The organism is Rhizobium sp. NXC24 (assembly GCF_002944315.1).
Classification (GTDB): domain Bacteria; phylum Pseudomonadota; class Alphaproteobacteria; order Rhizobiales; family Rhizobiaceae; genus Rhizobium.
On record NZ_CP024311.1, the window covers coordinates 2,106,540 to 2,119,429 of the forward strand.

Annotated in this window: 15 protein-coding genes; 7 read left to right on the forward strand and 8 right to left on the reverse strand. The window is 60.1% G+C overall.

The genetic code is table 11. The features are described from left to right. Positions 1 to 3: 3 nt before the first annotated feature. From NXC24_RS10415 to NXC24_RS10440, 6 genes are read right to left on the reverse strand one after another with little or no spacing between them, the layout of a single operon-like run. Positions 4 to 1,638 (reverse strand): molybdopterin-binding/glycosyltransferase family 2 protein, encoded by a 1,635-nt coding sequence (locus NXC24_RS10415; protein WP_104823212.1) that lies wholly within the window; start codon positions 1,636 to 1,638, stop codon positions 4 to 6. Then, on the reverse strand, positions 1,635 to 2,342 hold the full coding sequence (locus NXC24_RS10420) for an XdhC family protein (protein WP_104823213.1): 708 nt from the start codon (positions 2,340 to 2,342) through the stop codon (positions 1,635 to 1,637). Before NXC24_RS10420 ends, NXC24_RS10415 begins: the two co-directional genes overlap by 4 nt. Next, positions 2,342 to 2,671, reverse strand: coding sequence for an XdhC family protein (locus NXC24_RS10425; RefSeq protein WP_104823214.1), 330 nt, complete (start codon positions 2,669 to 2,671; stop codon positions 2,342 to 2,344). The genes NXC24_RS10420 and NXC24_RS10425 overlap by 1 nt, the downstream gene beginning before the upstream one ends. A 7-nt stretch (positions 2,672 to 2,678) precedes the next feature. Further along, positions 2,679 to 3,926: a VWA domain-containing protein gene (locus tag NXC24_RS10430; protein ID WP_104823215.1), complete on the reverse strand. Its 1,248-nt coding sequence runs from the start codon at positions 3,924 to 3,926 to the stop codon at positions 2,679 to 2,681. Between the two features lie 4 nt (positions 3,927 to 3,930). Then, the gene (locus NXC24_RS10435; RefSeq protein WP_104823216.1) at positions 3,931 to 4,869 is read right to left on the reverse strand and encodes a MoxR family ATPase; all 939 of its coding nucleotides are present in this window, start codon (positions 4,867 to 4,869) and stop codon (positions 3,931 to 3,933) included. A gap of 35 nt (positions 4,870 to 4,904) precedes the next feature. Next, the gene (locus NXC24_RS10440; protein ID WP_199773472.1) at positions 4,905 to 5,423 is read right to left on the reverse strand and encodes a flavin reductase; all 519 of its coding nucleotides are present in this window, start codon (positions 5,421 to 5,423) and stop codon (positions 4,905 to 4,907) included. A gap of 144 nt (positions 5,424 to 5,567) precedes the next feature. Here NXC24_RS10440 and NXC24_RS10445 point away from each other — a divergent pair, with 144 nt between their 5' ends. From NXC24_RS10445 to purB, 4 genes are all read left to right on the forward strand, one after another. Then, entirely contained in the window at positions 5,568 to 6,650 is a 1,083-nt protein-coding gene (locus tag NXC24_RS10445; RefSeq protein WP_104825105.1) for a branched-chain amino acid ABC transporter substrate-binding protein, read from the forward strand. Positions 6,651 to 6,743: 93 nt separating this feature from the next. Then, positions 6,744 to 7,430 (forward strand): ribulose-phosphate 3-epimerase, encoded by a 687-nt coding sequence (gene rpe, locus NXC24_RS10450; protein ID WP_104823217.1) that lies wholly within the window; start codon positions 6,744 to 6,746, stop codon positions 7,428 to 7,430. Next, the gene (locus tag NXC24_RS10455; RefSeq protein ID WP_104823218.1) at positions 7,417 to 7,938 is read left to right on the forward strand and encodes a hypothetical protein; all 522 of its coding nucleotides are present in this window, start codon (positions 7,417 to 7,419) and stop codon (positions 7,936 to 7,938) included. Before rpe ends, NXC24_RS10455 begins: the two co-directional genes overlap by 14 nt. Positions 7,939 to 8,039: 101 nt before the next feature. Beyond that, complete coding sequence (gene purB / locus NXC24_RS10460) at positions 8,040 to 9,341, forward strand: adenylosuccinate lyase (RefSeq protein WP_104823219.1); 1,302 nt, start codon at positions 8,040 to 8,042, stop codon at positions 9,339 to 9,341. A gap of 5 nt (positions 9,342 to 9,346) precedes the next feature. On the opposite strand, the gene NXC24_RS10465 is transcribed toward purB, so the two are convergent. Together NXC24_RS10465 and NXC24_RS10470 are read right to left on the reverse strand one after the other, a co-directional pair. Then, positions 9,347 to 9,817, reverse strand: a complete 471-nt coding sequence (locus NXC24_RS10465) for a low affinity iron permease family protein (RefSeq protein ID WP_104825106.1) — start codon at positions 9,815 to 9,817, stop codon at positions 9,347 to 9,349. Positions 9,818 to 10,001: 184 nt separating this feature from the next. Further along, positions 10,002 to 10,808 (reverse strand): DUF2189 domain-containing protein, encoded by an 807-nt coding sequence (locus tag NXC24_RS10470; RefSeq protein ID WP_104823220.1) that lies wholly within the window; start codon positions 10,806 to 10,808, stop codon positions 10,002 to 10,004. A gap of 176 nt (positions 10,809 to 10,984) precedes the next feature. Between NXC24_RS10470 and NXC24_RS10475 the strand changes: the two genes are divergently transcribed. The 3 genes from NXC24_RS10475 (at position 10,985) to purS (ending at position 12,827) form a co-directional block, all read left to right on the forward strand. Further along, positions 10,985 to 11,539: an alpha/beta hydrolase gene (locus tag NXC24_RS10475; protein ID WP_104825107.1), complete on the forward strand. Its 555-nt coding sequence runs from the start codon at positions 10,985 to 10,987 to the stop codon at positions 11,537 to 11,539. Between the two features lie 263 nt (positions 11,540 to 11,802). After that, on the forward strand, positions 11,803 to 12,567 hold the full coding sequence (purC, locus tag NXC24_RS10480; RefSeq protein ID WP_015340039.1) for a phosphoribosylaminoimidazolesuccinocarboxamide synthase: 765 nt from the start codon (positions 11,803 to 11,805) through the stop codon (positions 12,565 to 12,567). Positions 12,568 to 12,584: 17 nt separating this feature from the next. Then, a complete protein-coding gene (gene purS, locus NXC24_RS10485; protein ID WP_104823221.1) occupies positions 12,585 to 12,827 on the forward strand; it encodes a phosphoribosylformylglycinamidine synthase subunit PurS in 243 nt (80 codons plus the stop codon). Positions 12,828 to 12,890 lie beyond the last annotated feature (63 nt).

Genomic DNA, 12,890 nt, shown 5'->3' on the forward strand with positions numbered 1-12,890 from the left:
TCCCTACCCCTTCAAAATGCCACCGGCGGCCAATACGGCTTCGGGCGTATCTACATCGAGATGAGCGGCATCGCCAATGTCGACATCGATGACGGCAAGCCCCGCAGTTTCGATGATATGCCGGGCGCCGACATCACCTTCGAGCCGCATCACAGCGTCGAACACGGCGCGCGGCAGGATGACGGGATTGCCACGTTTGCCGCGCGATACCGCACGGACGATCGCCTGACCGTTCGCCTTCCGGAAGGCCGCAATCAGCGTCTTCAGGTCGTCGCTGGTGACACCCGGCATGTCGGCCAGCATGACCAATGCGCCATCGGCGCGTTGCGCGAACGGCGCGCTGATGCCGGCGACCAGCGAGCTTGCCATGCCGGACGCATAGTCTGGATTGTGCACGCGCTCGATCGCCAGACCGGCGAGCGCCTGCTCGATCTCCTCGCGGCGATGGCCGGTAACGACGATGACAGCGGAAGCCCCGCTTGCCATAGCCGTCGCAGCCGAGCGTCGCACCAGGGGGATGCCATCGAACTCCGCCAACAGCTTGTGCGGCCCGCCCTCGCCCATGCGGCGTGCTTTGCCGGCCGCAAGAAGCACAACAGCAACAGAGATCTGAGCCTCCGGCTTGACGGCGATATCACGTGGTCTTGGCCGCGATTGGATTTCCATGAGAAGTCCCCCGACGCCCATGCCGCTGATCTCATGCGGCGTCGGCTTTTCGCCGGCAAGGATACGATCCAGCACCCAGTCGAAACCATTCTCTTTCGGGCTGCGAGCGCAGCCGGGCGCGCCCACGATATAGACATCGCCGATCCGGCCGAGCACCAGCAGATTGCCGGGATCGACTGGCATGCCGACCTGGATCACCTGGCCTTCCGCAAGCCGGATTGCCTCAGGAATGACGTCGCCGGCATCGATGACAGCCGACGCACCAAAGACGATGACGAGTTTTGGCGATTGATCCTCTGCCCGCAGTGCCTTGCCGATCGCTTCCGCGACCGCAGGCGCACGATGCGCCACGCGCTCTTCCCGCTCCAAAGTGCTGCCGGCAAGCTGAAGCCGCTGCGCAAGGATGCGCGCCGTCTTGTCCATCACGGAGGTCTTCAGCGACGGCAATTCGGTCGCGATCAGCGACACCGCATGCGGCTGGAATGGCTTGACCTCGAAGACCGTCGTCTGCCGCAGGATGTCGATGCCCGCAGCAACCTTCTCACCTGAAACTGCCAGCGGAATGATCTTGAAGGTCGCTACCATATCGCCGCGACGCACCGGCACATGATCGGCAAGACAGGCAAGCGTGATGGCCGGATCGACGCGATTCAGCCGGTCTACGGCGGCGCGGTTTGCGACGAACAGGCCATCGACCGCGCTGTGGACATTGACGCGCCCCGTAGCCGCTTCGGAAAACGTCAGATGATCCGGGGCAATCGCCCGCGCCAATTGCGCCGCGGCCTCATCCTCCATGAGATCGTCAGGCGCGATTCTGGCGGCGGTGACATGGGAGATATTGGCAGCGATGAGACGGTCGAGATCGGCGCGGTCAAGGACATGGCCCTTGGCGAGACTGCCGTCTGGCAATCGGATGGAATGCGCAAGCACGGCGCCTTCGGCTTCCGCTGTCGCAAAATCACCGAATATCATCGCCTGTCACCCTTCGGTGATGAGACGTCACGGCCGCGCAGCGCGGCGATGATCTCGGCCAAGATGGCAACGGCGATTTCCGCCGGGCTCGATGCGCCGATGGGAAGGCCGATTGGGGCATGAATTCGGGCAAGATCGGCGTCCGTCAGCCCCTCATGCTTCAATCGTTCCACGCGGCTCGCATGCGTCTTGCGACTGCCGAGCGCGCCAACATAAAAACAGCCTGCTTTCAGCGCCTCGGCGATCGGGAAATCATCGATCTTAGGATCGTGGGTGACAGCGACCAACGCCGTATAGGCGTCTAGCGGGCGCTCCTTCAAAACATCCACCGGCCAGTCGGCAACGAGATCGACGCCATCGAATCGCTCCGGTGTCGCAAAAGCGGTGCGCGGATCAATGATGCGGATGTCAAAGCCGGCCAGCTCGGCCATACCAGCCAAAACCTGGCTGATATGCACGGCGCCGATGACAACGATTTGCGGGGGCGGCAAATGTACGTTGAGGAAGAGGCTTTCCCCTGCGATATCCACTGCCGAGGATTTTCCCGAGCGGAAGGCGGAAGCCACCGCGTCGGCAAACGGGCCGTCGAGAGCTTCGCCCTCGACAATCAGCCGATCAGGTCCACCGGAGAGATCGGTGACAAGGACAGCCGCTTGCCGCGCGCGCCGCAGAGCATTCAGTTTCGCCAGTATCTGACGGTCCATCAGCCAAGCCTCTCGACATAGACGCGAATGCGGCCGCCGCAGGACAGGCCGACGCGCCAGGCGGTCTCATCCGCGACGCCGAATTCCAGCATGCGAGCCTTGCCGCTATCGATCACATCCAGTGCCTCGGTGATTACGGCGCCTTCCACGCAACCGCCGGAGACCGAGCCGTGAAAATTGCCCTCGTCGTCGATGACGAGATGGCTGCCGGTCGGGCGCGGTGCGGAACCCCAGGTATCAACGACGGTCGCCAATGCCACGCTGCGGCCGGCGGCGGCCCATTCCTCCGCGACAAAAAGCGGATCCAGGCTTTCGGGTGTATGCGTCATGGGTGCCTCACAGCTTGGCGAGAAAACGGCGTGGATCATAGGCGCTGGCACGACCGGCGCTCAGGGCTGATACGAGATCGGCTAGAGATAATAGATTGTGAACCGGACGGAATTCGTCAACATGCGGCAGCATGGCGCGAACGCCACGGGCGCGGGGTTCGAAGCCTTCGAAGCGCAAGAGCGGATTGAGCCAGATCAGCCGCCTGCAAGAGCGGTGCAGCCTGTCCATTTCGCTTTGCAGAAGCTCCACGCCCTCCCGCTCCAATCCATCGGTGATGAGGAGAACGATCGCGCCCTGCCCCAGCACCCGCCGTGCCCAGAGCCGATTGAACTCCTTCAGGGTCTCGCCGATACGCGTGCCGCCAGACCAGTCGCGGACGGCGGCGGCGCATTCGTCGAGCGCCTCGTCCGGGTCCTTGTGGCGCATCTGCCTGCTAACATTGGTCAGCCGCGTGCCGAACAGGAACGTATGCACGCGCCTGCGCTTCTCGGTCAGCACATGCAGGAAATGCAGGAATATCCGAGTATACTGGCTCATCGAGCCTGAAATATCGGCAAGCACCACCAAGGGCGGCTGCATCTCCTTGGCCTCGCGGTAACGCGGCAAGATCAGCGTGCCTCCGGTGCGAAGTGCCACCCGCATCGTCGCCCGTGGATCGACCTTGGCGGACACATGAGACGGCACGAAGCGGCGGGTGCGGACGCTGTCGAGCGGCAATTCCAGCCTCGCCAGCTCTTTCCTCGCGGCGGCAATTTCCGCAACCGACATCTGGGCGAAATCCATGCGGCGCAGGAGTTCGTTACCCGATGTCGTGAAGCGGGCATCGATCTCGATATCCGGCGCCTCGCGCTGTGGCCGGCGGTCGTCGCGGTCGCCAAGCAAAGCGTCGCTCACACGGGTTTCGCCCGGTTTCGGCTTTTCCTTCTCACGATTATCGGGCGCGACCGGCGACATCATCGCGATCATCTTCTGCACGAGATCGCGCGAACGCCAGAACAGCCGGAATGCTTCGTCGAAAACCGCAAGATCCTCATGCCGTTTGACGAAGATGGAAGACAATGCCGCGTGAAACTCTTCGCGCGAACCGATGCCGATCGTCTCGACCGCTTCGATGGCGTCGGCAATGGCCGCCGGCCCGATCTTCAGGCCGGCCTTGCGTAAAGCTCGTGCGAAGAAGACGATATTATCTGCAAGACGTCCGTCACCGAGCGGTGACGGCGGGACGATGGCGCCATCTCGCGTTGCCGATTCCATCGTCTCATCCCGTTGCCAGCAGTTCGGATTTGACCTCGTCCAGCACCCGGTTGCCTTCGCCGCCCTGGATGCGGGCAATATCGTCCTGGTATTTCAGAAGGGTGCCGAGCGTATCGGAAATCGTTTCGGGATCGAGCGCCAGCCGGTCGAGCTCGGTCAGCGCCGTCGCCCAGTCGATGGTTTCGGCGACGCCGGGATTCTTGAAGAGGTCGAGCGTGCGTAGCTTCTGCACATAGGCGACGATCTGGCGCGACAGCGCCTCGTTACAGCCCGGCACTTTGCGGCGGATGATGTCAAGCTCCTGTGCCGCTTCGGGGTAATCGACCCAGTGATAGAGGCAACGCCGCTTCAGAGCATCATGCACCTCGCGGGTGCGGTTGGTGGTGATGATGACGATGGGCGGTTCGGCGGCGCGAATGGTGCCGAGCTCGGGGACGGTCACCTGGAAATCGGAAAGCACTTCGAGCAGAAAAGCTTCGAACGCCTCATCGGTGCGGTCCAGTTCATCGATCAGGAATACCGGCGCACGCCCTCCCGTGCCCGATAGCGCCTGCAGCACGGGCCGCCGAATGAGATAACGCTCGGAAAAGATATCGGCCTCGATACGGTCACGGTCGGTAAGACCCGACGCTTCGGCAAGGCGGATTTCCAGCATCTGCGCCGGATAGTTCCACTCATAGACGGCGGAGGAAACGTCGAGCCCTTCATAACATTGCAGGCGGATCAGCGGCCGGTCGAGCGCCTTCGACAGCACTTTGGCGATCTCGGTCTTGCCGACGCCGGCCTCGCCTTCCAGAAAAAGCGGCCGTTTCATTTTCAGCGCCAGAAACAGCACTGTGCCGAGCGCACGCCCCGCGAGATAGTCGTGAGTGCCGAGCATGTCGATCGTTTCGTCGATCGAACTCGGCAGCGACGGTGCACGATGATGATGATGATCAGGCATAGTCTCTCGATCCAAGCGATTATGCGCTAGGGAGGTTATAACGTGTGATAGTCCCTGTTCATATAGAGCAGCGCCGGCTTTGTTTCATCGAAATGCACCGCCACCACTTCGCCGAAGATGATGTTATGCGTCGAAGCCCGTTTGATTTCGGTGACGCGGCAATCGAAGGCTGCCAGCGCGTCGGTAAGAACCGGCGCACCGGTCACGAGCGTATCGAACTTGCCCGTTGCGAAACGCTCTTCATTGGTCAAATTCGTCTTGCCGGAGAAGGCATCGGCGAGCGCCTGATGATGGGCGCCGAGAGCGTTCAGGGCAAAGATGCCGCTTTTGAAGAAGATTTCGTTCTTCGCATTGTTGTTGTTAAGGCAGATCAGGATTGTGGCTGGATTGTCCGAGACCGAGCAGGCAGCCGTGATCGTTACCCCGCGCCGTTCATTGCCAAGTGCGGTGGTCACTAGCTGCACATGCCCCGCATAACGGCTCATGGCGTCGCGATAGTCAGCCGGATCCATACGCTGCTTGTCTAGCACGATTGCTTCCCTCGTTTTCGTCATTTCTCGTTTTCATTCAATATGGCGGGCACACGTTAGCTTTTCTACAATAGGATTATTGAAATCAGAGAGATTTCGCTGCTTTTTCTTTGACGACGACCTTCAGGCGGATAAAAGGGCAGGAGAATTGTCCGGGATACCATGTCGATGAACGTTCTGCGCCGCACACCGCTACTGATTGCGCTGCTTCTGGCAGCGGGCAGCAGCTATGCCGCCGGTGTCAATATCGGCATCGTCGCGCCGCAGAACGGAAACTTTGCACCCCTCGGCGCCCAGATCACCACGGGCGCCAATTTTGAGGTGCAGGCGCTACAGGATTCGGCCACCGTCGTCGACGAGCCCTGCACGGAGGATGGCGGCAGGGCAGTGGCCGAGTCGTTGATCACGGCCAAGGCACAAGTCGCGATCGGCTTTCTCTGCAGCGAGACGCTGGAAGGGGCACTGCCGCGGCTGAAGGAGGCCGGTATCCCCGTCATCACCGTTTCCGTGCGTTCCCATATCGTGATGGAGGATGCGTTCAAGAACGGCTGGCCGTTTTTCCGTCTCGCTCCAGTCGACAGCACCGAAGCTGCCATGGCGGTCGACACCATCCTGAAGAGCTGGGTAGCCGAGCCGATGGCGCTTATCGAAGACGGCACGATCCACGGCCGTGAACTGGTGGAAGCGGTGCGCAATGCGCTTGAAGAGAAGGGCCTGAAGCCGGTCTTCACCGACACCTATCGCCCCGGCCAGGAACAGCAGATCGCCCTTGTCCGCCGGCTGAAGAAGGCCGGCGCCACCCGTGTCTTCGTCGGCGGCGACCGCAGCGATGTGGCGGTCATTGCCCGCGATGCTCACAGCGAGAATATCCCGTTGACGTTGATGGGTGGTGATGCAATGCGCGCCGCCAACCAGCCGGTGCCTCTGGCAGACGGCGTGGAGGCCATCGCCCTCCCCGATTACGCCAGCCTGCCCGTTGCCCAAACGACCGCGCAGGCGATGCGTGCCAAGGGTATCGAACCGGATGGTTATATTCTGCCGGCGGCGGCCGCCGTGCTGATTGCCAACCAGGCCGCGGAAAGTGCCAAAGCGGAAAACAAATCGATTGCCGACAAGCTGATCGGCACGGCCTTTCAGACGCCGATCGGCCAAATCACCTTCGGTCAGAACCACGAATTGATGGAAAATCCCTACCGGCTGTTGGAATGGCGCGGCAACGCCTTTGTGCCACCGACACCGCCGTCGAACTGATATGGTCCATGCAAGGCTGGCGGATTAGGTTGTTTGCCTGCCGAACCGGTGATAAGCCAAGCGCGATAAAATCAGACGGAGTTCAGCCATCTCATGACCTTGCCGATCCGCATTGCGCCCTCCATCCTCGCGGCCGATTTCGCCAAGCTCGGACAGGAAGTCAAAGATGTAACCGAAGCCGGGGCGGACTGGATCCATCTCGACGTCATGGATGGACATTTCGTGCCGAATATCTCGTTCGGCCCCGATGTCATCAAGTCGCTGCGTTCCTATACCAACGCCACCTTCGACTGCCATCTGATGATCTCGCCCGCCGATCCCTATCTCGAAGCCTTCGCCAAGGCCGGCTGCGACCGCATTACGGTTCACGCCGAAGCCGGCGCGCATCTGCATCGCTCGCTGCAGACCATCCGTCATCTCGGCAAGAAAGTCGGCGTCACCCTCAATCCGGCAACGCCCCTGTCCGTTCTGGAAAACGTGCTGGATGATATCGACCTGATCCTGATTATGTCGGTTAATCCCGGTTTCGGCGGCCAAAAGTTCATTCCCGCCATGGCGGACAAGATCCGGAATGCCCGCCTTCTGATCGGGGACCGTCCGATCGAACTCGAGGTCGACGGCGGCGTCACCGTCGATACGGCTCCGATCGTCACCGCCGCCGGCGCCAATGTCCTTGTCGCCGGCTCGGCGATCTTCAAGGGTGAATCCGTCGAGGCCTATCGGCAGACGGTTTCCGACCTGCGCTCTGCGGCAGAACGAGGCCGCGTTGGATCAAATTAATCCGGCCAGCACTGTCGCGACTACCGGGCGGCTGAGGGCCGCCTTTCCGTCCTATCGACAGCTCTTGTTCGGGGCGCCCTGCTGGGGCGTAGCGATGGCGAGTTCGGCGCTATCGGTGCTCTACCTGCGCAACGGTCTTCTGACGAGCCATTTGCCCGCGCTGATGGCGGTCTATTTCTTCGGCGGCGCGCTTGCCTGGCCGTTCACGCTACCGCTCGCGCGTCTACTCGCGCATCGCCGGCCGCTCGAAGCGCGTTTTGCCGCTTTCTTTCTGGCGCTGTCGCTGGGCACCGTCGCGATGACCGCCTTTCTTTTCGCACTGGACTATCGCTGGTTTTATGCCCGATGGCATGCGCCTTTCGGCACGCTCGTCTGGGCATTTCAATTTGCCTTCACCAGCGCCAGCGCCCTCTATCAGTTCGCCATCCTCGGCCTTGGCCTGTTCCTGCCGTTCGGCTTCATCTTCCTGGTGATGGCGAGCCTTTATCTCGCCAGACATATGCGTTGAGTTGAAGGAAAGAATAAGCCAAGAAATGTTGAGATTGCCTCCCGTCTTTGTTATGGGGGCGCCGAGGATTTGTTTCCCCTTACCTAAGAAAGCTTGAGCCCATGATCCCGCGCTACTCTCGACCGGAAATGGTCGCCATCTGGTCGCCCGAAACCAAATTCCGCATCTGGTTCGAGATCGAAGCCCATGCTTGCGACGCGCTGGCCGCGCTCGGTGTCATTCCGAAATCGGCGGCCGAAACCATCTGGGAAAAAGGCGGCAAGGCGACTTTCGACGTTGCCCGCATCGACGAGATCGAAGCCGTCACCAAGCACGACGTCATCGCCTTCCTCACCCATCTTGCCGAAATCGTCGGTCCCGATGCCCGCTTCGTGCATCAGGGCATGACCTCCTCCGACGTGCTCGACACCTGCTTCAATATCCAGCTCGTTCGCGCCAGCGACCTTCTGCTGGCCGATATCGACAAGCTGCTGGAAGCCCTGAAGCGCCGCGCCTTCGAGCACAAGGATACCGTCACTATCGGCCGCTCGCATGGCATCCATGCCGAACCGACCACCTTCGGCGTCAAGCTGGCGCTGGCCTATGCCGAATTCGAGCGCTGCAAGCAGCGCCTGATCGCGGCTCGTGAGGAAGTTGCCACCTGTGCGATCTCCGGCGCCGTCGGCACCTTCGCCAATATCGACCCGCGCGTCGAAGAACATGTCGCCGCCGCTCTCGGCCTGAAGCCGGAGCCGGTGTCCACGCAGGTTATCCCGCGCGACCGTCACGCCATGTTCTTCGCCACGCTCGGCGTCGTCGCCTCCTCGATCGAACGTCTCGCCACCGAAATTCGTCATCTGCAGCGTACCGAAGTGCTGGAGGCCGAGGAATATTTCTCCCCCGGGCAGAAGGGCTCTTCGGCCATGCCGCACAAGCGTAACCCGGTACTGACGGAAAACCTGACCGGCCTTGCCCGCATGGTCCGCTCCTATGCCATGCCGGCGATGGAGAATGTGGCGCTCTGGCATGAGCGCGATATTTCCCACTCTTCCGTCGAGCGCATGATCGGCCCGGATGCGACGGTGACGCTCGACTTCGCGCTGGCTCGACTGACCAGCGTCATCGACAAGCTTTTGGTCTATCCGGACAATATGATGAAGAATATGAATAAGTTCCGCGGACTTGTTCATTCGCAGCGCGTGTTGCTGGCACTGACCCAGGCAGGCGTTTCCCGCGAGGATTCCTATCGCCTCGTCCAGCGCAACGCCATGAAGGTTTGGGAACAGGGCAAGGACTTCCTTGAAGAATTGCTTGCCGACCAGGAAGTCCGCGCCGCTCTGTCGGAGGAAGATATCCGCGAAAAGTTTGACTTGGGCTACCACACCAAGCATGTCGACACGATTTTCAAGCGTGTATTTGGCTGATCAATCTATTGGTCGAGATTTGACGAGGCGGCGCCGACAATGCGCCGCCCTTTCTGTTTTATGGGAGGCTTCCCAGCAGTCTCGTCCCCTTCTCCGCTGCCGCTAGGCCTGTCTCCATCGCGCTTGGCTGCCTTCGCCACTAGGCGATCGAGATGTTTCAAATCTTCTTCGTCAAGGTTCTCTATGCCGATGAAACGGTTTTCGGCGGCGCTGGTCAGGATAAGTTCGTTGAGCTTGGCTTGAATGGCGCGCGTGTCGCGCGTCTGGGCGTTCTGCAAGAGGAAGACCATCAGAAAGGTGATGATGGTCGTGCTGGTGTTGATGACCAGTTGCCAGTTTTCGGAGAAATCGAAGACCGGTCCGGTGATGCCCCAGACAATCACTGACAGCAGAGCCAGTATGAAGACGACCGGTTTTCCAGCCCATTCCGAAACGATGGTGGCAAAACGGGAGAAAATATGCCTGAGCCTTGCCATATGATCCACATCTTCCGCCGAGGGCCGCATGTCCGGAACGGACATGCGAAGATCTGAGCCTAGTTCGCAACGCCTCTCCCGAATGCGCTAGGATTCGGAAGAGGTGGGCGAGTTGATGCGGATCAACGTTGCAATGTCACGACCGGTTCCATTCGATGCGACGGGAACCATGACGCGGCTGAATTCAGCTCAATGCGGCCGGTGCCACGAGTTTGCGATAGAGATGCCAGGTGGCATGTCCGAGAATGGGCATGACCACTGCAAGCCCCGCAAAGATCGGGATCGTACCGACAACAAGAAGCCCCGCCACGATCAATCCCCAGATTGCCACCGGCACCGGATTAATGAGTGTCGCGCGAATGCTTGCGTCGATCGCAGCCACGGCACCGACATCTCGGTCGAGCAGCAGCGGGAAGGTAACGACGGTGGTTGCCAGTACGACGAGCGCAAAGACGAAGCCGGTGAGGTTGCCCCAGAACATCATGCTCATGCCCTGCGGCGTCGTCAGCACGTTCGAGATGAAGGATGACAGAGTTGCCGGGACGCTATCGCCGAAATAGGCGGTATAGATGGTCTGCGCGACGACAAGCCAGACGATGAATAAGCCAAACAGCATAAGGCCGACCACAATGATGGAGGGCAACGCCGGAGAGAAGCGGACGTCAAAAGCATGCCGCCAGGACGTGTCCAGCCCTTGCTCCCGCCGCCGGCTGATCTCATAGAGCCCGATCGCTGCCAGTGGCCCGAGCAGCGCGAAGCCGGACATCAGCGGAAACAGCAATGGCAGTAGATTCGCACCGGAACTCCAGATCGCTAGTGCTATGCCCGCGATCGGATACATGAGACACAGGAATACGTAATGGGATGGTTTTTCGCTGAAGTCGTCCAGCCCCAGTTTCAGGGCGTCGATGAGATCGGCAATGCCGATCTTGCGGATGGCCGGACGCGTAAAGGTGTGATTTGCGCCAGCCATGACATGAAATGCCGTCATAGTATTCCTCCTCCTCATCAGCCAAAATGCGTTTAGCTGGCGGCACGAAAATGTCGGGCAACAAGAGGCGCCGACATCATCATTCGCTACCGGCAGGCGGGATCCTAGCAAATTTTGCCGTAATTGTCGCCTTTTCCCTTGACACCTCGGTCTTCCTTTTCCACATCGGCGCCATCATGAAAGCCTCCGACGCAGATATTCTCATCATCCCCGGATACACCAATTCCGGCCCGGACCACTGGCAGACGCGCTGGGAGCGGAAGCTCTCGACGGCGCGGCGGGTGGAGCAGGCCGAATGGTCGAAGCCCGTGCGCGAGGATTGGGTTGCCCGCATCGCCGAAGAAGTGAACGCCTCGACCCGGCCCGTGGTGCTGGTGGCGCATTCGCTTGGCGTGCCCTCGGTGATCCACGCGATCCCGCATTTCCGCAACAAGGTGGCTGGCGCCTTCTTCGTCGCGCCGCCCGACGTCGCCAATCCGAAGATCCGGCCGAAGCATCTGATGACGTTCGGTCCTTACCCGCGCGATCCCCTGCCTTTTCCATCGATCACCATCGCCAGCCGCAACGATCCCTTCGGCAGCTACGAGCATGCCGATGAAATGGCGGGGAGCTGGGGCTCGCTGTTGATCGACGCCGGCGAGGCCGGCCATATCAACGCCGATTCCGGCCATGGTCCCTGGCCGGAAGGCACGATGGTCTTTGCCAAGTTTCTCGGCAACCTCAAGCCGTGATTGCGGCCGAGCCGTGATAGAATGGCGCAAACTGGCTCACTAGCCTGTGAAGTACAGGGCGGCTTTCATTCCATCGTCAAATAAAAGCCTGTAGAACATGAAAGGACAGGATCGCGATTCTCGCATTGGTATAGAACCAAAGCCGGAATTCCGAGGAAGGAGGCGCTGGCGGATTGTGAATTCGCTTCTTATCCGTTATGGGGACGCCCACAGATCGATCCACTTGCGCTATCTCAAAGCGCTAACGACAGAGAACAATACCGATGAACCGTCGCCGCCGTATTTACGAGGGCAAGGCCAAGATCCTTTACGAAGGGCCTGAGCCGGGCACGCTGATCCAGTTTTTTAAGGATGACGCCACCGCCTTCAACAAGAAGAAACACGAAGTTATCGATGGCAAGGGCGTTCTGAACAATCGTATTTGCGAATATATTTTCAGCCATCTGAATAAGATCGGCATTCCCACGCACTTTATCCGTCGTCTCAACATGCGCGAGCAGTTGATCAAGGAAGTGGAGATGATTCCGCTCGAGATCGTCGTGCGCAACGTCGCTGCCGGCTCGCTCGCCAAGCGCCTCGGTATCGAAGAGGGCGTTGTGCTGCCGCGCTCGATCATCGAATTCTACTACAAGTCCGACGCGCTCGAAGATCCGATGGTCTCCGAAGAGCACATCACGGCGTTCGGCTGGGCCAATCCGGCTGAGCTTGATGACATCATGGCGCTCGCCATCCGCGTCAACGACTTCATGACCGGCCTCTTCCTTGGCGTCGGCATCCAGCTCGTCGATTTCAAGATCGAATGCGGTCGCCTGTTCGAAGGCGACATGATGCGGATCATCCTCGCGGATGAAATTTCGCCGGATAGCTGCCGTCTCTGGGATATCGAAACCCACGAGAAGATGGACAAGGATCGCTTCCGCCGCGACATGGGCGGTCTGTTGGAAGCCTATTCCGAAGTCGCCCGCCGGCTCGGCATCATCAATGAAAACGAACCCGTGCGCGGCACGGGCCCGGTTCTCGTCAAGTAAGCGCAGGAAGGACAATCGTGATCAAGGCTCGTGTAACCGTCACGCTGAAAAACGGCGTTCTCGATCCGCAGGGCAAGGCAATCGAGGGCGCGCTCGGCGCACTCGGCTTCGACGGCGTCCATCAGGTCCGCCAGGGTAAGGTTTTCGACCTGGAGCTTGACGGCTCCGACAAGGCCAAAGCCGAAGCCGAGCTGAAAACCATGTGCGAAAAACTCCTCGCCAACACGGTGATCGAGAATTTCAGCATTTCGATCGACTGATTGCCGTTTTCCAAGAGCCATTCTTCCTTTGTCAAAGACAATGAAGTATGGCTCTTCGATCCC

What these genes read in the sequence shown, in the direction of transcription:
- NXC24_RS10425 (WP_104823214.1), bottom strand. Translation starts at nt 2,671, where the DNA reads ATGACGCATACACCCGAAAGCCTGGATCCGCTTTTTGTCGCGGAGGAA.
- NXC24_RS10445 (WP_104825105.1), top strand. Translation starts at nt 5,568, where the DNA reads ATGAACGTTCTGCGCCGCACACCGCTACTGATTGCGCTGCTTCTGGCA.
- purB (WP_104823219.1), top strand. Translation starts at nt 8,040, where the DNA reads ATGATCCCGCGCTACTCTCGACCGGAAATGGTCGCCATCTGGTCGCCC.
- NXC24_RS10440 (WP_199773472.1), bottom strand. Translation starts at nt 5,423, where the DNA reads ATGACGAAAACGAGGGAAGCAATCGTGCTAGACAAGCAGCGTATGGAT.
- NXC24_RS10430 (WP_104823215.1), bottom strand. Translation starts at nt 3,926, where the DNA reads ATGGAATCGGCAACGCGAGATGGCGCCATCGTCCCGCCGTCACCGCTC.
- NXC24_RS10415 (WP_104823212.1), bottom strand. Translation starts at nt 1,638, where the DNA reads ATGATATTCGGTGATTTTGCGACAGCGGAAGCCGAAGGCGCCGTGCTT.
- NXC24_RS10420 (WP_104823213.1), bottom strand. Translation starts at nt 2,342, where the DNA reads ATGGACCGTCAGATACTGGCGAAACTGAATGCTCTGCGGCGCGCGCGG.
- purC (WP_015340039.1), top strand. Translation starts at nt 11,803, where the DNA reads ATGAACCGTCGCCGCCGTATTTACGAGGGCAAGGCCAAGATCCTTTAC.
- NXC24_RS10470 (WP_104823220.1), bottom strand. Translation starts at nt 10,808, where the DNA reads ATGACGGCATTTCATGTCATGGCTGGCGCAAATCACACCTTTACGCGT.
- NXC24_RS10465 (WP_104825106.1), bottom strand. Translation starts at nt 9,817, where the DNA reads ATGGCAAGGCTCAGGCATATTTTCTCCCGTTTTGCCACCATCGTTTCG.
- rpe (WP_104823217.1), top strand. Translation starts at nt 6,744, where the DNA reads ATGACCTTGCCGATCCGCATTGCGCCCTCCATCCTCGCGGCCGATTTC.
- NXC24_RS10475 (WP_104825107.1), top strand. Translation starts at nt 10,985, where the DNA reads ATGAAAGCCTCCGACGCAGATATTCTCATCATCCCCGGATACACCAAT.
- NXC24_RS10435 (WP_104823216.1), bottom strand. Translation starts at nt 4,869, where the DNA reads ATGCCTGATCATCATCATCATCGTGCACCGTCGCTGCCGAGTTCGATC.